The organism is Peptoniphilus sp. BV3AC2, assembly GCF_000478945.1.
Taxonomy (GTDB): Bacteria; Bacillota; Clostridia; order Tissierellales; family Peptoniphilaceae; genus Peptoniphilus_B; species Peptoniphilus_B duerdenii.
Genome location: NZ_AWXD01000022.1, coordinates 12,853 through 33,776, shown reverse-complemented (window position 1 = coordinate 33,776; position 20,924 = coordinate 12,853). Strand labels below are relative to the sequence as shown.

Here is a 20,924-nt window from a genome sequence, read left to right as displayed (position 1 = left end):
ATTATTTTGCTTCTTCAGCAACTTCTTCGATATCTAAAGCAGCTTTCTTTTCAGCTTCTTTCTTTTCGTCTTCAGCTTTTTTAACTTTAGCTTCAGCGATGATATCTTCAGTAGATACTTTTACATTTTCAACAGTCTTGTCTAAACCTTCTTTTATTTTAAGTCCACCTGCTACTGTGTTTACTGCGATCTTCTTAACTGTTTGTGAAGCTAGAACTTTGCCTCCTAGTGCTCCTACTAAAAGACCTACTCCTAAATTTAATAATTTTTTGTTCATTATAATCTCTCCTTTTATTTTTAAATTTGTACTTGCATATTTTTGACAAGTATATTTTATACTTACATTATACACTGTAATTTGAAAAAAATCACTCCCAAAATACAATTTTATTGATAATAGAATTATCTTTTATTGAAATAATCACATTATTAAAATATTTCCATAAAACAATATTGATAACATTTTAAATTTTTAAAATAAATATTTGTAAAATTTATAAAGAAAATGTAAATAATCTGTGTTTATTTTATAAATCTTATATTTAAACAATTAGGTTAAAAATTTAAAAGCACCTACAATGTAGATGCTTAAAAAACTTTATTTGAGTTATATTTCACTTTCCAAGAATTTGCAGTAAGCTTCGTTATCTTTCGCTATTCTCTCGCAGTGGTTGAATCCTTCCCAGATTTTTAATTTAGATTCACCAAGCTTTCTCGGCATGATTTTCTTGGCATCTTTTAAATTATAATCTTTAGACCCATAACAAAAGATACATTTCTTCTGATCTTCTTTCGATAAGTCCGGTATCTTCACAAAGGCACAGGTGTGAATGATATTTTTGATACTTCCTTTGTCAAGTCCGATAAAAGTATCCGCTATGACCTCCGCCAATTCTTCCCCAGTTTCTTTTGCAACAAATTGAAGAGCGAAGTTTCTGTCCTTCTTAGATTTTTTGTGGTAGCCAAGGACCGTTTTTCTAACGATCATTTCCAAAAATCTCGCCTTCTGTGCAAGGCTACAACCTTCGAAGATACATTTCTTTATATTTAATCTCTTATCATTTAAAAGATATAGAAGTACCGCTCCTCCTAGTGATGGTGCAAATGAAAGATCTATTTCTTCTATATTATTTTGTAGCAAGAGTTCTGCTATTTTTTCTGCTTCGGATTCTGCAGATTCAAATTTTTCAGTGGAGCTTCCGTGACCTGATAGCTCTGGTATGATGTACCTATAATCATTAGATAATTTGTCTGCTACCATCTTCTTCATCTCCTGCGGTGTAAAAGATATGGGATGGATAAGCAGGACTACATTTTTATTTTCATTATTTATATCTAAAAAATTCATTTGAACCTCTCTATGTAATTAATGAATTGTATCCACCAAATTAAATTAAAGTGATAATTTATATCTATTAATTTATTATAATTTAATATTGGCTTGTTTTCAATCATTACATATTTTAGTTTAAAAATTATAAATTTTAAAGGAGAAATATTAATAATTTATTAACAATAAATATTTTAAATAAATTAAATTATTTGTTATAATATTAACCGAGGTGAATAATTATGAAATTAGGTATCATTGGCTCAGGTGCGGTAGGCTTTGCAGTTGGATATACAGCAGCAAGACTTGGAATCGTATCTGATATAAAATACAACGATATAATAGAAGGAAAAGCAAAAGCTCAAGCTATGGACATCGAAGACGCATCCAGCTTCTACCCACACTATGTGAAGATGAGCTGGGGATCTTACGCAGATATGGCAGACAGAGACATCATCGTTACAGCAACAGGCGACCTATCAGGAGTAAGCGACAGACTACAAGAATATGTACAATTTAAAGATGCAACAGAAAACTATGTAAAAGAAATCGTTGCGGCAGGATTCAAAGGAATCTTCATCGTAGTAGGTAACCCTTGCGACCTTATGGCTGATTTAGTATATAGAGCCAGCGGCTTCCCAAAAGAAAGAGTCATCGGATCAGGAACTGCACTAGATACAGTTAGACTAAACACAACTCTTTCTAAAATTTTAAACGTAGATCCATCAGATGTAAGAGGAATCACCATCGGTGAACACGGAGAAAGCCAATTCGTAGCATGGTCAAATGTATTTATTAACAATGTAAAACTAGATGACTATGTAAAGGCAAACAACATTGCCTTCTCAAGAGAAGAAGTAGAAAATCTAGTAAGAGAAAGAGCTTGGAGAGTAATCGACGGCAAAGGTCATACCCAATGCGGAATAGGAAGCACAGTATGCTCAATGATCGATGCAATCGCAAATGATAGAAAGAAGATCATCCTTGTAGCAACACTTCTTGAAGGCATGTATGGACTAAACGACATCTACCTATCTACCCCATGTGTCCTAGGCAAGAATGGAATGGAAAAAGCCATCGAACTTGATCTAAACGAAGAAGAACTAAAGAGACTTAAACATTCAGAAGAAGTTTTAAAGGCAAATAGAGCAAAATATAATTAAAATATAAGAATAAATCATCGGATATGCTCCGGTGATTTTTTTGTATAAATTTTTAAGAAGTTTGAAATGTTCAATAAAAAAGCACCTACACAAGTAGATGCTAATAAATTATTTTAAAAGTAATTGGAAGATCATTTCTTGATATTCATACCTGCAACCATGCCGAGTAGCATGCCGATACCAGTAAATATTGCTATGTTTTCCATGCCAAGTGCTATTCCAATTGCAGTGCCCCAGCCCATACCAATTGCCATACCTTCTGCCATATAATTGTTTTCTTCGTTATCTTCTTTTTCGTTATCTTCTTCGATGTTTTCTTTATCTTGTTTTGCTTTTTTATTCACTGTCTTAATAATATAGACTACAGTTAAAACAAAGATCGCAATTGGCAAGATGATTCTAATCATTTCCATATGTACTCCTTAAATATATTTAATAATAATATTATTATAACAGATGCTATCCGGATAGCATGTAAATTTATCATCAATATTTTGCATCACTAGGATTTATCTATTCGTTCTCCCAACTGCAGTCACCCTGAGCGAACGAAGTGAGTCGAATGGGTATAACATCCGAAGGTCAAGTCTTGGCAAGTGAAATCATCCTTGTATAACCCCACCAGGAGAGAGATCCTTCGACTTCAAAGGCTATCGCCTTTTCCGCTCAGGATGACCAGTTGGGGGATTGCTGCTCGATAGGTGTTCATCATTTATTATATGTAAAGACTTCACGCTTTCGGCTGTGGAAGCAAGATGCTTCCGCTACGGGGATAAATAGAAGTCATGGTTGTCTCACGGCTAACGCCTGAATTGAGAGAATTTAGTGTCAAGGTTGATGGAAGCAGATTGCTTCCGCTATAAAATTAATTACCAACTCTCGGTCTTCCCAACTGCAGTCACCCTGAGCGAGGAAATTTATTTCCGAGTCGAACGGGTATAACATCCGAAGGTCAAGTCTTGGCAAATGAATTCATCCAGACATATGCTCACAAAAGTCTAAACCATTCCTTAATTAATTCCATGCAGAGCCTCTCGGCTGTGGAAGCAAGATGCTTCCGCTACGGGGATAAATACTAGGTATGTTTGTCTCACGCCTTGCGGCTGAGTAAAAATAATTTAGTATCATGTTAAATGGAAGCTGGTAGCTTCCGCTACAGGGATGAATACTAGTCATGTTTGTCTCACGCCTTGCGGCTGAGTAAAAATAATTTAGTATCATGTTAAATGGAAGCTGGTAGCTTCTGCTACAAAAAGTAGTCATCTGTTTTTTACCCCACACACTGTCTTCCTTTAGGTTTTCGCAATATAATTTACACTTATACACCTAAAATGCAAAATATTTCCTTTTTTTGTGCGATAATTTAATTATGAGAGATATTAGAAAATATACTTATTGTTTAGAAAATTCTATAAAAAAAGAGCTACAAAGACCCTACGGTTTTGGCTGTGTCAGTTATTTTACCCAAGGATCTCACGATGATATGGATTATAAGACTTTTGAAGCGTCAGCAAAATCTATTACAACTTCTTTTATAGAGACCAATTGGTCACAGATAAAGGATTTTAGAGATTTAAAAAACAGGGGTATAGTGATTGAAAAAAATATGTTTGGGGCTACAAAAGGCATTAATACCCACAAGGGCTTGATATTTTTGCAATTATTTTTAGCCTATGCCTATGTTTTTGGTGTGAGATGGAGTGATTTAGAAAATTTTATTCGCAAATTTTCTACCGACCTAAGAGATGATTATCAAAAGGAAAATAAGGCTATAATCTGGAAAGAAAATGGGCTTAGGGATATTAGAAATTATCCCCTAACTGGTTTTAAGGAAATAATCGACCTTGTGGATTTACTTTCTATTAATCCTATGAACGATACAAGGCTTACGATTTTTTTGATTGCTAATATAGATGATACTACTACTTTTCATAGGTCTGATCTAGAGACCTTGGTCTACATCCAAGAAAGGGCAAAAGAAATTCTTGAAGTAGAAGATAGAAGAGTTTATGAAAGAGAAGTAAAAAAACTTGATGATTTTTATGTAAATAATAGGATATCATCAGGTGGTGTTGCTGATTTGTTCACGACAATTAGGACCCTGGAATTATTAAGAGAGGACTTTTATGTTTAAAATTTACCCAAAATTTATAAAAAAAGATAAGGAAGACTTGTTAAAGCTACTACATGATCAAAATATAAATTTTGAAGAAAATATCGATACTACTTTTGGACAGTATGAGGGAGATAAACTTGTGGCTAGTGCCTCTATTTATAAGAACATTATAAAATGTGTTGCTATTGATGATTCTTATAAGGGCGGGGCAGTCTTTAATTCTTTGATGACTTGTATTTTAAATGAAATCCACGAAAAAAACTTTGACAAGGCTTTTGTCTATACTAAGCCGGTGTATGAAAATTCATTTTCTTCCATAGGCTTTGAAAAAATTGAAGATGTTGGCACTGACCTTATTTTTATGGAAAGGGCTCGCCATGGTTTTAAAACCTATCTTCAAAATCTAGAAAAAGATAAGGTTCCTGGAGAAAATATAGGTGCTGTTGTCTTAAATGCCAACCCTTTCACCCTAGGCCACAGATACTTAATAGAGTACGGCTTAGCTCACTCAGACCATCTTCATATTTTCGTAGTAAGCGAGGATGAATCGTATTTTAATACTGAGGATAGGTTCAATATGGTCAAGCTAGGCACTAGTGATCTAGCAAATATTAGCCTTCATAGGACTGATAATTACCTAATCTCTTCTGCGACTTTCCCTTCATATTTTATAGACGAAGATAAGTCTGTGACCAAAATCCAGGCAAGTCTTGATGCAAAAATCTTTAAAAACCATATAGCCAAGGTCCTTAATATAAAAAAGAGATTTGTCGGTGAAGAAAAAACTGACCAGACAACAAATATCTACAATCAAACCATGAAAGAAATTTTTGAAAAAGAGCCAAATAGAATAGAACTTATTGAAATCCCAAGGAAAAAAACTTCTGATGAAACTATATCAGCTTCAAAAGTTAGGGCTTTTCTAAGAGATGGAGAGTTAGAAAAAATCAAAGACTTTGTTCCAGAAACAACCTACAATTATATAAAAAATATGTCCTAAATTAAAAGGCTATCGAAAGTAACAAGATTTTCTTATTATTTTCGATAGCCATTTTTATTAGCTTAAAGTTTTTGCTAAATATTCAATTTTTTCTTCATCACCTGGGACAAATCCCTTAGCAGCTATTTCTTCTATTAAGACCTTCTTGCTTACATTGTATTTTTCGCTTAGCTTATTTACTAGTTTTATAAAGGCAGAATAGATTCCATAGTAGCCAATCAGGATTAAATCCCCCATGTCTTTCACATCTACACCGTATTTTTCAATGATTTCTCTAAGGGTTTTTACAGATGAAATTGCTTCAAACATGTCAGCATTTACTTGGTAGCCCTCTTTGTGTAAGACTGCTGCCAGTAATTCTGTCCTAGTATTTCCAGCACCTGCTCCAAGTCCTCCAATTGCGGTATCAATGAAGTCTGCCCCACTATCGACTGCGGCCATAGAGTTACCTACAGCAAGTCCAAGGTTGTCGTGGGTATGAAAGCCTAGGCTAAGATTTGTCTTAGACTTAACTACTTCCATCACTTCTATAACCTTGCTTGGCTCCATAGCCCCTGCAGAATCTGTAATAGTAATATTATCCGCACCATATTCTTTAAGTTTTACTGCTTCTTTTCCAATCTCTTCTGCGCTAAGCCTGCTTGCCATCATCATAAACCCCCCAACCTTTATATTTTTTTCTTTGGCAAGTCTTATGTATTCTTTTGCTGGCTCAACATTAGAAGCTTGGACTGCAAGTCTCACAAGTCCCAATTCTTTTACTAATAATTTTTTATATACTTCTAAATCAACCTTGTCAGGGAAAACTAAAATAGCAATTTTGCTGTTTTTTGATTCTTTTAAAGCAGTTTCTAGTATTTCATGATCTGTAGCATAGCCTTCTTTTTGAAAGTATCCCGAACCAAAACCATAGCCCACCTCAATAAAGTCTGCTCCAAGCTTATCTAGTTTTCCAACTATTGTTTTGATATCATCTAGGTTAAAATTATTGTTTACAGTATGGTTACCATCCCTTAGGGTTGAGTCTATTATTTGTATTTTTCTATCTTTCATTTAATCCTCCAGATTCGTCAATCATTTTTTCTATCCATCTTATCATTTCATCAACACTGTGCTTTCTTGATCTGGCACAAACTTTGGCATCATTGTCGCACAAAAAACACTTCCTAGGTCCCTTACCTAATATCTTTCTATCAATATTTTGACCCTTGTATAGAATATCTATATCGAAAAGTCTGCCAAAATAAGAATTTTCTTCTAAATCGGTCATTTTTCTCTTTAGGAGAAAAGGATCAATGGATATTACTAAGTAAAATTCTGGTCCAGTTACTAAATCTTCTTTTTTCTCAAATAAAATATCATTTGTATCAAGTACTGATTTTATATCTTCTATCCCTATTTCAAAAATCCTAATTACACTTGCATTCGTCTTTTCTTTGCCAGGTATATTTAGTTTAAAACACAAAACTGGATTTTCAGGATACTTTTTTTCTAAAAATCTAATTTTACTTATCCTTTTTTCCCTATTAGCTAGTACCTCTTCAAGGCTTGATCCATTTTCACTTGTAAAGTACTTATAATTATCTGTCATCTGATCTATCTATCCCATCAAATATCTTATCTTTATAAAAATGTGATTGGCTGATTATATAGTTTTTTGAATCCTCAAGGTGCTCTCTTATTGCATTTTCAAGCTCATCAAAACTTTTCTCTTCCATAAGGTCTAGCATTTTGCTATGCTCTTCAACTGATATTTTCCTCCTAGAGTTTTTGCTTTCAGGATTTTTTGCATCATAAGAAAACTTCCGAAGTACCTCTATATAATCATCAAGTCCGCTTATTATCATCTTTAGCCTTGGCATATCTGAAAATTCATATATGGATTCATTAAAGGACTTGGATGCTTCTCTAAGACCATCTATATCATTGTTATTAAAGGCAAGCTCTGCTTCTTTTACAAGGTTTCTTAAATAAGAAAAACTACTTTTGTCCATCTTTAGGCTAGCTTCCTTGAAGGATAGGATATCCAAAGCGGCCCTTATCTTAAATATTTCTTCTATATCTTCTATAGTTATAATTCTTACACTGTAGCCAACATTTCTGTTATAGTTTAAGAGACCTTCTTCATAAAGACTGCTTAAGGCTTTATTTACAGGACTTCTAGATACATAGAGTTCATCTGCTAATGTTTTTGCCTTAAGTCTTTTGCCCATTGGATAAACCCCATTTATAATGTTGTATTTTATTTGACTTCTAACCCCATCATATAATCTATTTGTATCTTCCATAAAACCTCCTTATGTGAGTAAAAAAACCGCCCTAGTAGTATAAAAAATTATTTACTAAGATTATTATACACTAGGACGAATATTTTATTTTATATAAATTTTATATAGTGATTATACCTAGTACAACGGCAACAATCAGCATGAGTATACTTATTGCATAGCACCAACCAAATGTTGCTTTTATATGGTCTCTAATAGATATTTTATCATCAAATAATCCAAGACCTAGCCATGTTGCAGGTACCATTGGTGATAATAATAGTATACTATTTTTACCGATAAGCATAGCTATTGCAGTATTTAGATGTGATATTCCAAAGGCATCTCCTACACTTGCAATTGGTGGAAGGATTCCATAGAAATATGCATCTGTTCCTACTATCATACCTAGTGGTGCACCGAGCACACCGAAGATAATGTGGGTAAACTTACCTAAGGCTTCTGGTATGATACCGATAATTGTTTCAGCCATAGCATCAAGCATGCCTGTACCTTCCATTATACCAACCATTACACCAGCTGCCATAATTGTTGCAACTATTGTAAGTGCACTTGCAGCGTGTTTTTTGATCTGTTCGTTTTGATCTTTTAAGTTAGGGAAGTTTATTACCATGGCAAGAACTGTGCCTAGCATAAATACATAGTAGCTAGGTAGGTCTATTACACTGTTTGCCATTAATAAACCGATTATAGCAATCGTTAGAATTATATTAACTGGTCTAAGTTTCTTAAGTCTTTCATCAAGTCCTTTTTCTTCATAGTGTTTGCTTGGAAGTTCTTCTTTTGCGTTAATGTGAACCTCATCACCTAGTCCAACACTTGCATTTCTAACTGCGTGTCTTTTTTCTCTTAGTCCTAGTATAACTGCAACTGATAGGGCTGAAATTACTCCAACTACTTGTAACGGAATTAAATGTGTCCAAAGCTCAGTTGGATCCATACCTATAACTGTAGCAGCACGAACTGTAGGTCCTCCCCATGGAAGTAGGTTCATTACACCTACTGACACTGCTATGATTGTAAGCAGAGTTTGTGGACGCATACCAAGTTTTTTATAAATCGGTAGCATGGCAGGTACTGTTATTAGAAGAGTTGCTGCTGCAGACCCATCTAGGTGGGCAATTATAGCTATAATTGCTGTAGCAACTGTGATCTTAATTGGGTTATCTGAAGCCCAAGCAGCTAATCTTTCTACAAGAGCATCAAAAACACCAACATCTGACATTATCCCAAAAAATAGGATAGAGAATATAAACATGAAGGCATTGGATTTAATCGAATCCATACCACCGCTTACATATTGTGATAAATCGTCAATACCAGTTCCAACTACAAAAGCTGCTATCGTAGGTACTATGATCATTACTGCAACCGGACTCATTTTTTCTTTTATTAATAATATAATGATTAGGGCGATCATTATAAAGCCTACTGCTGATAACATATTTTCTCCTTATTTAATCTTTATTTTACTTTTCTTACAACATCTATTATAGACCCATCTCTGTATTCTATAATGGCTACTACTTGGTCATCATATTCGATATCATCTGGTGTACCAGTGATTTCTTCACCACGTTTTACTAAATCTTCTATAGAAACTAGTGGTAGGTCTGTATCCTTTAACTGTTCTAGGATATCTTTTCTCTTAGGATTTACGCAAACGCCATAGTCTGTTACTAGTACGTCTACTGTCTCACCAGGAGTTGTAATTGATGTACATTTTTCTCTTACTGTTGCGATTCTTCCCCTTACTAGTGGAGCTACAATTATTGAGCAATTAGCACCTGCTGCTGTATCAGGATGTCCACCTGGAGCTCCTTGGATAGTTCCGTCAGAACCTACTACAACATTTACATTGAAATCTTTGTCGATTTCTAGGGCTCCTAGAACTACATAGTCAAGTTTGTTTACATAGGCACCCTTATTAAGTGGGTTTGCATATTCGCTTGAGTCTATCTCAAAGTGGGCAGGATCTTTGTATACACTTTCTACACTTGCCACGTCAAAGGCTTGGTCATCTGCAAGGTATTTTACATAGCCTTCTCTTAAAAGATTTACTATTGGCTCTGTGATTCCTCCCATAGCCCAGCCCATTTTTATACCAGACTTTTCAAGATATGGTTTTATCTTAACTGCTGCTGCAAGACTTGCTCCACCTGCACCAGTTTGGAAAGAAAATCCATCTTTGAACCACTCTGTATTTGCAATTACCTTTGCACAATATTCAGCCATCTTTAGTTCACGAGGATCTTTTGTCATTCTGATTGCACCTGATGCAATTTTTGCAGGATCACCTATCTTATCAACTTTTACTACATAGTCAACATCTACTGAACTGATTGGGTGTGGGTAATTTGGAAAATCAACTAGGGTATCTGTGATAACTACTACCTTGTCAGCATATTTTGCGTCAACTCCTGCATAAGAAAGTACTCCGCAATTTGCCTTACCATTTATACCGCTGGCATTTCCATATTCGTCTGAAGAGCTTGCTCCAATAAAAGCTACATCTATCTTTACCTTGCCAGATTCTATAGCTCCAACCCTGCCACCGTGACTTCTTATGTAAGCAGGATTTTTAAGTTTGCCTTCTGAAATAGCTTCACCAATTTCATCACGGACACCAGAAGTTGAAACTCCTGTTATTGTGCCATCTTCAATCATTGGCACAAAATTTCTGTGTGCCTTTCCTAAAGAAGATGCACAGATAAATAAGTCCTTGATTCCTAATTCGTGGATTGCATCCATAACCATGGCTGCTACAAAGTCACCGTCCCTAAAGTGGTGGTGGAAGGAAATTGTATCTCCATCCTTAAGACCTGTCTTTTTTATAGCTTCTTTAAGATTTTCTACTAGCTTTGTATCTCTTGGTTTAATATTTGATTTTATAGTTGGGGTATCCCTTACGATTTCTTTGCCATCATTGGCATAGGCACCCTTAAATACTTCATTTCCATCTTTTAATAAATAATCTGGAATTTCTCTATTCACTGAGTTTTTCATACTAATTCTCCCTCATACTTTCCTGCAGCCTTTGCCATTTCAAGTGTCCTGTAAGATCCTTCTACGTGAGCGTTGTCAACCATTTTTCCGTTTACAACCACTACACCAATACCAGCTTCTTTGGCCTCTTGTACAGCAAGGATAACTCTTTGGGCATTTGCAATTTCTTTCTCACTTGGAGTGAAAACATCATGAACAATATCTATTTGCTTTGGTGAAATGATAGATTTTCCATCAAATCCCATGTTTTTGATCATCTCAGTTTCGCGTCTTAAGCTTTCCTCATCATCAAGGTCTGTATAAACTGTATCGAAGCACATAACTCCAGCAGCTCTTGCTGATAGTAGCATTTGAGAACGGGCTAGGAAATATTCTTCACCAGTTTTTGTTGTTGTAGCGTGCATTGTTCTTGCAAAGTCTCCACCTGATAGAGCAACTCCCATAAGCCTATCGCTTGATTTGCAGATTTCATAGCAATTTATAATAGCAAGAGGTGTTTCTAGAGCTGCCATTAACATGGTAGATCCCACTTCCTTGTTAAATTCTTTCTCGCATTCTTCTACAAATTCTTCTACTATTTCAACCTGTTCTTTTGTTTCACACATTGGTATTCTTATACCGTCACAGCCACCTGCAACTGAAGCTCTAACGTCTTCCTTCCAATATGGGCTGTCTGTGGCGTTGATCCTTACCCAAACTTCTGTCTCACCATAGTCAACAGATTTTAGAGTGTTATATAATTGAACTCTTGCAGAATCTTTTTCATTAGGACTAACTGCATCTTCAAGGTCTAAAATTACACAATCTGCTCCATATATGTATGCGTCTTTTACCAAAGATGCCCTTTGAGCATTGAGAAACATCATGGTTCTTCTTATGCTTCTTCTCATATCCTATCCCCCCATGGTAGATTTTCTGTCATGTCATTTGCTCTAAAGATAGCTGTTTCGACTCTTGACTTTATTGTGCAATCAAGAGCACCTCTGTCATCTACCTTTATTTTTCCGCTTTTTACATCGAAATTATCTACTACTTTTTTAATTACATCTTCGATTTGTTTGCCAAATTGAGCATAAACAGTACTTTTTACTTCAATCTCTAATTTTTCACTTGGGAAAACTTCAACTTCAGCATCACTAGATTCCAATGTTCCAGCTTTTGCATTTTTTTATGATATCCATTTCTTTCCTCCTCTTCAGAAAATATTTTCATAGTTTCAAATACCATTTTACAACAAATAAAAAACAATTAAATAGGCTAGTCGTTTAAGTACAATCTAAATGCAATCTCTATTTATCATATATAAAAAAATACTTTGCAGATTAATTTAAACTATGAGTTTAACTAATCCACAAAGTACTTTACGATTTACGATATTAAATATTCATTTTCGATTTTTCCAATATATAGTGGATTCGCTAAACAATCCATCGCTTTCTTTTTCAATAGCTTCGACATGGTCTGTTCCTTGGTGTGAAAAAATTTCCGCTACGAAAATAATTATCAACACTTAACTCCACCAGAGTTTACCTATTCTTTCTCCCAACTACAGTCACCCTGAGCGAACGAAGTGAGTCGAATGGGTAGTTGCTATATTTAACCTAGTCTCTGCAAGTAAAATCATCCAAACTTAACCCCACCATAGTTAGACCCATTCGACTACGGGTTCCGCCTTGCTCCACCCTCCGCTCAGGGTGACTGTCTTCCTTTTGGTTTTCTTTGAAAATCCTCTAATCCCTATCCGAAATCTTTGATTTCGTCGCAGGTCTTATGCAAAGTGTTCCAAAGAAGACCAGCATAGCGAAGTCTGATTTGTTGAACACGACTGCCATACTCCCTCGTAAAAGAAATTTGGAAGGAAAAAGAATATGTTTACGTTATGTATAGGATATTTATTTAAATTTTTTATAATTTTTGTTTTAAACAGGTTAAATATAGGTCAGATCCTTCGACTTCAAAGGCTATCGCCTTTTCCGCTCAGGATGACCAAGTGGGAGGTTTATCGCTCGATAAGATAAAATCATTTGTAAGTTTTGAAGAATTTACGCGTCGAAGCCTAGCCTAAATCTTTGATTTCGTTGCAGGTCTCGTGCATAGTTCCAAAGAAGCCAATCAAAGTGAAGGCTGATTTGCAGAACTCGACTGCCTCTCAGGATGACCAAATGGGGTGATGCTATCCGGATAGCATTTTATTTTAGTTAAATAATTTTATTAAATTATCCACACTTAACCCCACACTTTCTCAAATACCTCGCACACCATAGGTGCATCTTCACAAAAATTTTTTCCCATATTTTTGTATTCTTCTTCAAAAAATTCATCATGGACCTTTCTCCAGTATTCATAAGTCCTGTCCCCTTCACCCTCTCTAAAAGCATGCTCCGGTGTAATCTCATTATAAGGAACTATTTTTACTTCTTTTGTTACGATTATACATACTGGTTCATCGGATCCATTTAAAATAATATTGTATTCTCCTACTTCTGGGATAGGTTCGTCTTCTTCATATAATTCGTAAGCAGATGTGGTAGCTGTCTTGATATTTTTCTTTACTAATTCCGCCAATTCATCAGCCATCTCTCTAGTATTTCCAAAACTCCACGCTTCAAATTTCGTATCTTTTGAAATATTTTTCTCTTCGCAAAATCTTTCCCAATATTCTCTTACTCTGTCGTTCATCGTTTCCTCTTTATTAAAAATATTTATTATAATAATTTCAATATACCAAATGTAAATACATTTTTAAACAGATTTTATGGTTATTTTCTGTGAAGTTGCCTATTATTTGCTATAATTAAGTTAGATATTAAAGGAGGTTCTCATGGATAAAATTTTGATTGGTAAGGGAAAAACGGAAAATTATATTCTTTTAAATAAAATTAATAGACATGGTCTTATCAGTGGTGCCACTGGAACTGGCAAGACTGTCACTCTAAAGGTGCTTACGGAAGGTCTTTCTGACGCTGGGGTTCCGACTATCCTCGCGGATGTAAAGGGCGATCTCGCAAATATTTCTAAGCCTGGAGCGATGAATGACAAACTAAAGTCAAGGCTTGATGAACTTAAAATCCCTGACTTTGAGTTTAAAAATTATCCTGTTAACATGTGGGATATATTCGGCGAAAAAGGAATTCCCCTAAGGGTTACTGTGTCTGAGATGGGTCCTCTTATGCTTGCAAATATTTTGGAACTTAACGATACTCAGACTGGTGTTTTAAATATTATTTTCAAGGTTGCAGATAGCGAAGGTCTACTGCTAATCGACTTAAAAGATCTTAAACAAGTTATAAATTTCGTCGGCGATCACAAGGACGAAATCAGTAAGACCTATGGGAATGTTGCCAGTCAAAGTCTCTCTGCCATTTCTAGGAAGCTTCTCTTCATTGAAGATGCCGGCGGAGATTTATTCTTTGGAGAGCCTGCAATAGACATTGGAGATCTAATTAGAACCGACGCAAGTGGCAAGGGTGTTGTAAATATTTTGAATGCAACTAAACTTATTTCTAATCCACTTCTCTACTCCATGCTTCTACTATACCTGCTTTCAGAAATCTATGAAAACTTCCCAGAAGTTGGAGATTTAGACAGACCTAAGCTTGTGTTCTTCTTTGATGAAGCTCACCTGCTCTTTAACAACACTCCTAAAGTTTTACAGGAGAAGATTATTCAAGTGGTTCGTCTAGTTCGTAGTAAGGGTGTGGGAGTGTTCTTTATAACTCAAAATCCTCTCGATGTGCCAGAATCTATTTCATCACAACTTTCAAACAGAATCGTTCATCAGCTAAGAGCTTATTCTCCTAAGGAACTAAAGGCGATAAACGCTGTTGCAGACACATTTAGACAGGATGAGTCCATGGACATCAAAGAGGAAATAATAAATCTTAGGACAGGTGAAGCATTGGTTTCATTTGCAGATGAAAGTGGTGCGCCAACTGTGGCAGACAAGGCACTTATCCTTCCACCTCATTCATCCTTTGAAACATTAACCGATGAAGAGTATAGATCTTTGGTTAACTCTTCTCCACTTTACACAAAGTACAAGGATGCAATCGACAGAGAGTCAGCCTACGAAGTTTTGTTAGAAAGAATCGAAAAAGAAAAATTGGAAGCTGAGAAAGAAAAATTAGAAGCTCAAAGACAAAAGGAACTGGAAGCTCAAAGAAAAGAATTGGAAAGAGCTAAGAAATCCAGTCGCAGCCAAAAGACTTATATCGATAAAGGCATAGACTCAATGCTTGGCACAATTACGAGAACTATTGGTCGAGAAATCGCAAGAGGTCTCCTCGGTTCAATTAAAAAAAGATGATAACACAAAAAAGACTGGTATTTGTTTTCCAGTCTTTTTCATTTATATATTATTTTTTAAATATTTTTCTATCAATACTAGGTTCACGCCTTCGACTCCATTAAATGTACATGGAATCATTCCAATTTCTTCATATCCGAGAGATTTATAGAGGTTTCTTGCTATTTTATTTTTTTCATTAGTATCAATACGCAGATATTTGCAATTATTTTGCAGCGCATATTCTTCATAAAACTTCATAAAAGCTCTGCCATAGCCTTTTCCCTTTTTATTTGGATCGATTACAAGAGTGTGAAATACCATTACTTCCGATGGATCAGCTTTGTATTTCCAATTGGCATTAGCATAAACATCGACTTGGTTCCGGTTTATTATTCCGCTACCGATAATAAATCCATCATCTTCAAGTACAAAAAGATCTTCTCTTTTAAGAGCGTATTCAGCAGTTTTGCGAACAGGATACACTCCCATTTCCCAACCAACATTTGCTTCACCATTTTTCTCTGCCAGATGAATCTGATAGTATATTCTTTCTATTGCATCTATATCACTTGCACTTGCTTTTCTAAAAATCATATTAACCTCTACTATTTTTTAGTTTTCGTCATTATATATGATTTGGCGAGCAAAAGTCAATGCTCATGAGATTATACTCGCCATTTTTGTAAATTTGGCGTCGATTAATTTCTATTGGCGAGATTATAATCTGAATAAGCAACTTTTTATAAAAATTTATATAATTTTCCAAAGATTTAAGCTAATAAAAAACACCTACAAATGTAGGTGCTAAACTGAGTCTTCGTTTTCTCTATCGCTATTTTCTTCTTGCAGCTTTTCTTCTACTTCCTCTTCTACTGCCTCTTTTATAGTGTCATTGTCAATTATTGATTCTTCTGCTAATCTCTCAAGATTTTCTCTATCTTTTTTATTAAATTCTATATCGTCGTCGAGTTTCTTCCTAGTTAAGAAACTAATCATCTTTCTCTTTTTATGCTCAGACTTTATGGAATCTCTTTCTCTTATCCATGCTACTACAAGTATGATTACTAAAGCAGTTCCGATAAATCCGAGTATTGGATATAGGATCGACATCAGCTTTTTAAATCCAAAAAATGATAGTCCAAATCCTACCGATGTAAATATTATCAAATTCTGTTTTAATTTGCCTTCCGTGTTTGACAGTCTTTTTGCAGCTGAATAGAATAGCGAAATAGCTGTATTAAATATCATTCCAAATATTATTATAGACATTGCAAGTCCTAAGTATGGATGGATATTTTCCAAAATTATCTGCATCGGAATATCTGCATCTAAAAGATTTTCAAGATCTATATAGAGCGTGAATCCTATAAGTCCAGTTAGTATAGCAACGAGTGCTCCTCCTACCATTCCACCTTGTCTTGCTTCTTTTGAATCGGTCTTGCTTCCGCCAAGAACGAATGCCATAGATATGCAAGAAATCATACACATTCCAAAATAATTTATAGTTGAAATAAAAATATTTGGAATTGAAGGTTTAAGTGTCTTACTTAACGTGTCAAGGGCTGCAAAGTCAGGTCTTATCCTGGCGATAGTATATATCCCTCCGATAAGTGTAAACACAAGCACCAATGGTGTAAATGCTCCTATAACTCTTGTCACCTTGTCGAAGTCAAGCATACCTACCACGATAATCATAATGGTACAGATAAGTGATCCAATCCATGGAGCTATTCCAAACTGTTGATTTAAGTTTGAACCTGCTCCTGCTATCATAACAAATCCCATGAGAAAACAGTTGAGTAGTAGTGAAAAGTCCATAAATTTCGTCACATATTTCTCAGACACTTCTTGCAACACATCGATGTGACTATCTGCAAAGAAATGGCTACCCATCTGCAAAATAATTCCACCTACAAATATATGAAGTGCTCCTGCTGCTGCCAAACCATAAAGTCCGGCATTACCAAATGGTATAAAGTATTGCATAAGTTCTTGGCCACTTGCAAGTCCTGCTCCGGTGAGCACACCTACATAGGCAAGAATTATGCTTATTGTTTTTTTATTCATAAATCTCCCTAATTTCTTTTTTTACTATACTTATCGTATCATAAAATTTTAATTTAACAAAATAACCTGATAATATCGGTTTAAAATTACAAAAAAAGACCACGACACTTATAATAAGAATCTTGGTCTTAAAATTTACTTATATTTTTAAAATTTTATTTAAGTTGTAAACCGTCTTTAAAAGCATTACCGACTCTTCCGCCTACTTTGTAATATCCACTGGTAAATGGATCGAAAGCAATAGCTTCTAGTGAGTCCACCTCCACCTTGCCATCTTTTAGATTAGCTTCTTCGACAGAGGTTCTAAGTACTTTTCCGATTACACCTATTCCCTTTTCTCCGCCTTGGTATTCAACGAACTCACATTCAATTGCTATTGGAAATTCATTGATTATAGGAGCATCCACTAGTTTAGATTTTTCAAAAGTCATCTTGGATTTTGCAAACTTTTCTGCATCTTTTCTTCCGCTTACAACGCCGAACCAATCTGCTTCTACCATATGTTTCGCATCTGCTATGTGGACTACAAATCCCTTTCTTGCCTTTATATTTTCAACTGTCTTGTGAGTTTCAGATAGATTTAGTGCAACCATATCCATACTTAACATAGTTCCCCAAGCCGCATTCATCACGTCAACTGTATCATCTTCATTGAAAGTTGAAATCATAAGCACAGGCATTGGAAAAATAGCTGCAGTGGTCTTAATTTCTTTTTTCATAATAATCTCCTTTTGATTTATGAACATTTTTACCTTCGTAATTTTATTATAACCCTCGATTTATTATTAATCAAAAATCAAATATCCAACTAATAAAATAGAAATATATACTAGCCCTATGTTAAATATTTGCATGCCGATTATTACAGGAAGCCATAAAAATACTATCTCAAGCCCTGCTAAGATTAATTTGGTTTTTCTATTTATTTTAATAATATTAAACATTTGTAGTAACTGTAGCAATAGTAGTGTCACGGCTATAATAACCACAAGTATCGGGAAAAATATTCCATATCCTATTGGGATGGTGGAGATGAAATTAAATTTTCTGATGATTATATTGCCTGGCCCATTTGAAAATGGCGTCCATACATAGTTTTTAAATATACATAGTAGTAATGTTAACAAAAGTAGAATAATTACAATAATGGATTTATTTGATTTTTTCATAATAATCTCCTTTTGATTTATGAACATTTTTACATTCGTAATTTTATTATAACGCTGGATTTATTATTAATCAAAACTCGAAAATTTTTGTTGCCTATTAAAAAAGGAGAGTTAAACTCTCCCTCTAAATTTAAATTTTTACTTTTTTCTTGGAACGTATCTGTCGTATGGAAGTGCGTAAGCTTTTTGTTTAATGTATCTTCCTGTTCCCTTTTCGCCTACATATTTTCCATTTTCAGCCATTAACTTTCCTCTTAAGAATACTTTTTCACATATTCCAGATCTTTCGAATCCTTCGTAAGTTTCGTAGTCACTGCCTTCGTAGTTATCTTTGAATGTGATAGTGCCCTTAACTTCTGGGTTGTAGATTACGATGTCTGCATCTGAGCCTGGAAGTATAGCTCCCTTTTGAGGATAGAATCCACATACTTTTGCAGGGTTAGTTGAAGTTAGTTCAACGAATTTTTGTCTTGTAATTTTATTCTTCATAACGCCTTGTGTCCAAATCATGTAAAGTCTGTTTTGCATACCCGGACATCCGTTAGGAATCTTTGTGAAATCATCGATACCTTTTTTCTTAGATTCGAATCCACCCTTAACTGCTGCGTTGTCAGATCCAATTGCTGTTAGGTATCCCTTGTCAACTCCGTCCCATAGTGCTTCTAAGTGATCTTTAGTTCTAAGTGCTGGTGCACATACGTACTTTCCACCTTCGAAATCAGGTTTTAAGAAGTTTGACTCGTCTAGAGTTAGGTAATGTGTACAAGTTTCACCATATACACTATATCCTTCTTCTCTAGCTTCTTTAATAAATCTCATTGCATTTTTAGTTGTGACATGCACTACATATAGAGGACAATCTGCTATTTTTGCCATTTGAATTCCTCTAAATGTTGCTTCGTCTTCAACTATCGGTGGTCTAGATAGAGAGTGTCCTATAGGATCTTTAACTCCTTCAGCCTTGTATTTTTTAGCTAAAGCTTCGATAAAGTCTCCGTTTTCACAGTGAAGCATGGATGTTAAACCATATTTCTTAGCTTCAGCCATCCCTTGTATAATAAGTTCATCATTTGCATAGAAAGGTGTTCCCTTGTATGCCATGAAGAATTTAATATTTGCAACTCCATTTTCAGCAAGTTCAGGAATACTTCTCATAAGTAAATCTGGATCGTTGTCCATTACCATTGAGTGGAATGAATAGTCACAAGATGCCTTGCCTATTGCATTTTCTTTTTCGTGCTCTTGTAAAGATTCAATAAGAGTCTTGCCTTTGAATTGTGGAGCGAAGTCTACGATAGTTGTAGTTCCACCCACTAGTGCTGCGTGAGAAGTCTCGAATGAATAAGAACCAAAAGGTCCCATGTGCACGTGCTCGTCTACTCCACCAGGGAATACATACTTGCCAGTAGCGTCTATAACTTCACAACCATCTTCCGGTAGATCTATACCAATTTCTTTTATTTTTTCGCCTTCAACTAATATGTCAGCCACATATTCAGAAGTAGCAGAAATAATAGTACCATTCTTAATTAATAGTTTTTTCATAGCATCTCCTTATAAAAAAACGCTGGGCATTTATAGCGTAATGCCCTAAATTGCCTCAGCGTATTAGTTTAATTATTAAAATATGTTTTATTTGTCAAGTTTTCTTTCGTGTTTAGTATAAACAGAACTGTCAATGCTTTCTAGGTACTTAACAACTTCATCAACTGGAAGAACGTCAGCAAACTTAGCTTCCATGTCGAACATATTCCATTCAACAACGCCTGGAACTCTGTCTCCAACAGTTCCTTCAGGGATAAGTGTCTTAAATCCGTATCCTGTTGAGTCCATTACAGTGTGTCTAACACATGCACAAGAAGTAGCTCCCATTACTATTACAGTGTCAACTCCTAAGAATGTAAGGATATGAGCTAGGTGAGTACCAAAGAAGTTAGAAGCGTATTTCTTATGGATAACTGGTTCTTCTGGAAGTGGTTTAAGTTTAGGATCTATTTCCATCCACTCACTGTCAATGTCAAGTGCGCTCATAGGTATTTTTTCATCCCATCTTGGAAGGTCCCATTGTTTATCTCCAGTGTATCCTGTAGTAGTATGGAATATAGGAACTCCAGCTTTTCTTCCAGCTTCAAGAACTCTAAGTGCGTTTGCACAAACTTCTTCAGATTTATCACAAGTGAATGGGTGTCCTTCACTCATCCAAGCTTTAGCCATATCAACTGTAGTTATAGCTGGTGCTTTTCCTTGACCCATGTTTCTCATGAATCCTCTTTCTTTATAAATCTTTCTTGCTTCAGCAAATGCTTCCTTAAGTAAGTCTTCGTTAAATCCGTATCCGTCAACAAATTTAAATTCCGGGTTCATTTTTTCTGTCATTTTTAAATCTCCTTTACTATTCAAAGTATCGTTTTCATTAATTCTAACATTATCTTCATTTGAGCTCGGAATGAAGATAAAAGATAAAAGCTTAAAACCCATATGTAGCTATGAAACACTG

Annotated in this window: 20 protein-coding genes and 1 pseudogene; 4 read left to right on the top strand and 17 right to left on the bottom strand. The window is 35.1% G+C overall.

Annotation, left to right across the window (positions count from 1 at the left end):
- Position 1 precedes the first annotated feature (1 nt).
- Both HMPREF1252_RS05130 and HMPREF1252_RS05125 read right to left on the bottom strand, forming a co-directional pair.
- Positions 2-277 carry a DUF6110 family protein gene (locus HMPREF1252_RS05130; protein ID WP_023059645.1) on the bottom strand — a complete coding sequence of 92 codons (276 nt, stop codon included), beginning with the start codon at positions 275-277 and terminating at the stop codon, positions 2-4.
- 330 nt (positions 278-607) lie between these two features.
- Positions 608-1,348, bottom strand: coding sequence for an alpha/beta fold hydrolase (locus tag HMPREF1252_RS05125; protein WP_023059650.1), 741 nt, complete (start codon positions 1,346-1,348; stop codon positions 608-610).
- A gap of 224 nt (positions 1,349-1,572) precedes the next feature.
- On the opposite strand from HMPREF1252_RS05125, the gene HMPREF1252_RS05120 reads away from it, so the two are divergent.
- Complete coding sequence (locus HMPREF1252_RS05120; RefSeq protein ID WP_023059635.1) at positions 1,573-2,493, top strand: lactate dehydrogenase; 921 nt, start codon at positions 1,573-1,575, stop codon at positions 2,491-2,493.
- Positions 2,494-2,624: 131 nt separating this feature from the next.
- Here HMPREF1252_RS05120 and HMPREF1252_RS05115 read toward each other — a convergent pair whose 3' ends face one another.
- Positions 2,625-2,906, bottom strand: coding sequence for a hypothetical protein (locus tag HMPREF1252_RS05115; RefSeq protein ID WP_023059636.1), 282 nt, complete (start codon positions 2,904-2,906; stop codon positions 2,625-2,627).
- 956 nt (positions 2,907-3,862) lie between these two features.
- On the opposite strand from HMPREF1252_RS05115, the gene HMPREF1252_RS05110 reads away from it, so the two are divergent.
- Positions 3,863-4,627 carry a triphosphoribosyl-dephospho-CoA synthase gene (locus tag HMPREF1252_RS05110; protein ID WP_023059662.1) on the top strand — a complete coding sequence of 255 codons (765 nt, stop codon included), beginning with the start codon at positions 3,863-3,865 and terminating at the stop codon, positions 4,625-4,627.
- Positions 4,620-5,609 (top strand): [citrate (pro-3S)-lyase] ligase, encoded by a 990-nt coding sequence (gene citC / locus HMPREF1252_RS05105; RefSeq protein WP_023059665.1) that lies wholly within the window; start codon positions 4,620-4,622, stop codon positions 5,607-5,609. The genes HMPREF1252_RS05110 and citC overlap by 8 nt, the downstream gene beginning before the upstream one ends.
- A gap of 57 nt (positions 5,610-5,666) precedes the next feature.
- Here citC and HMPREF1252_RS05100 read toward each other — a convergent pair whose 3' ends face one another.
- From HMPREF1252_RS05100 to HMPREF1252_RS05065, 8 genes and pseudogenes are all read right to left on the bottom strand, one after another.
- Positions 5,667-6,662, bottom strand: a complete 996-nt coding sequence (locus tag HMPREF1252_RS05100) for a 4-hydroxy-2-oxovalerate aldolase (RefSeq protein ID WP_023059640.1) — start codon at positions 6,660-6,662, stop codon at positions 5,667-5,669.
- Entirely contained in the window at positions 6,652-7,200 is a 549-nt protein-coding gene (gene citX / locus HMPREF1252_RS05095; protein WP_023059649.1) for a citrate lyase holo-[acyl-carrier protein] synthase, read from the bottom strand. Before citX ends, HMPREF1252_RS05100 begins: the two co-directional genes overlap by 11 nt.
- Complete coding sequence (locus HMPREF1252_RS05090) at positions 7,190-7,897, bottom strand: GntR family transcriptional regulator (protein WP_008902000.1); 708 nt, start codon at positions 7,895-7,897, stop codon at positions 7,190-7,192. The genes citX and HMPREF1252_RS05090 overlap by 11 nt, the downstream gene beginning before the upstream one ends.
- Positions 7,898-7,997: 100 nt before the next feature.
- Complete coding sequence (locus HMPREF1252_RS05085) at positions 7,998-9,341, bottom strand: CitMHS family transporter (protein ID WP_023059655.1); 1,344 nt, start codon at positions 9,339-9,341, stop codon at positions 7,998-8,000.
- 20 nt (positions 9,342-9,361) lie between these two features.
- On the bottom strand, positions 9,362-10,903 hold the full coding sequence (gene citF / locus HMPREF1252_RS05080) for a citrate lyase subunit alpha (RefSeq protein ID WP_023059661.1): 1,542 nt from the start codon (positions 10,901-10,903) through the stop codon (positions 9,362-9,364).
- On the bottom strand, positions 10,900-11,793 hold the full coding sequence (locus tag HMPREF1252_RS05075) for an aldolase/citrate lyase family protein (RefSeq protein WP_008901995.1): 894 nt from the start codon (positions 11,791-11,793) through the stop codon (positions 10,900-10,902). The genes citF and HMPREF1252_RS05075 overlap by 4 nt, the downstream gene beginning before the upstream one ends.
- Positions 11,790-12,059: pseudogene (gene citD / locus HMPREF1252_RS05070) on the bottom strand (citrate lyase acyl carrier protein); the annotation flags it as partial. The gene HMPREF1252_RS05075 and the pseudogene citD, both read right to left, overlap by 4 nt.
- A 1,070-nt stretch (positions 12,060-13,129) precedes the next feature.
- On the bottom strand, positions 13,130-13,582 hold the full coding sequence (locus HMPREF1252_RS05065; RefSeq protein ID WP_023059668.1) for an ASCH domain-containing protein: 453 nt from the start codon (positions 13,580-13,582) through the stop codon (positions 13,130-13,132).
- 142 nt (positions 13,583-13,724) lie between these two features.
- Between HMPREF1252_RS05065 and HMPREF1252_RS05060 the strand changes: the two genes are divergently transcribed.
- Complete coding sequence (locus tag HMPREF1252_RS05060) at positions 13,725-15,209, top strand: helicase HerA-like domain-containing protein (protein WP_023059639.1); 1,485 nt, start codon at positions 13,725-13,727, stop codon at positions 15,207-15,209.
- A gap of 42 nt (positions 15,210-15,251) precedes the next feature.
- Here HMPREF1252_RS05060 and HMPREF1252_RS05055 read toward each other — a convergent pair whose 3' ends face one another.
- The 6 genes from HMPREF1252_RS05055 to HMPREF1252_RS05030 form a co-directional block, all read right to left on the bottom strand.
- A complete protein-coding gene (locus tag HMPREF1252_RS05055; RefSeq protein ID WP_023059670.1) occupies positions 15,252-15,785 on the bottom strand; it encodes a GNAT family N-acetyltransferase in 534 nt (177 codons plus the stop codon).
- A gap of 210 nt (positions 15,786-15,995) precedes the next feature.
- The gene (locus tag HMPREF1252_RS05050; protein WP_023059644.1) at positions 15,996-17,258 is read right to left on the bottom strand and encodes a membrane protein; all 1,263 of its coding nucleotides are present in this window, start codon (positions 17,256-17,258) and stop codon (positions 15,996-15,998) included.
- Between the two features lie 155 nt (positions 17,259-17,413).
- Positions 17,414-17,977, bottom strand: a complete 564-nt coding sequence (locus HMPREF1252_RS05045) for a flavin reductase family protein (RefSeq protein ID WP_023059648.1) — start codon at positions 17,975-17,977, stop codon at positions 17,414-17,416.
- Between the two features lie 66 nt (positions 17,978-18,043).
- Entirely contained in the window at positions 18,044-18,427 is a 384-nt protein-coding gene (locus tag HMPREF1252_RS05040; protein ID WP_023059651.1) for a hypothetical protein, read from the bottom strand.
- 138 nt (positions 18,428-18,565) lie between these two features.
- Positions 18,566-19,972 (bottom strand): dihydropyrimidinase, encoded by a 1,407-nt coding sequence (hydA, locus tag HMPREF1252_RS05035; RefSeq protein WP_023059642.1) that lies wholly within the window; start codon positions 19,970-19,972, stop codon positions 18,566-18,568.
- 87 nt (positions 19,973-20,059) lie between these two features.
- Positions 20,060-20,803, bottom strand: a complete 744-nt coding sequence (locus tag HMPREF1252_RS05030) for an isochorismatase family protein (protein WP_023059637.1) — start codon at positions 20,801-20,803, stop codon at positions 20,060-20,062.
- Between the last annotated feature and the right edge of the window lie 121 nt (positions 20,804-20,924).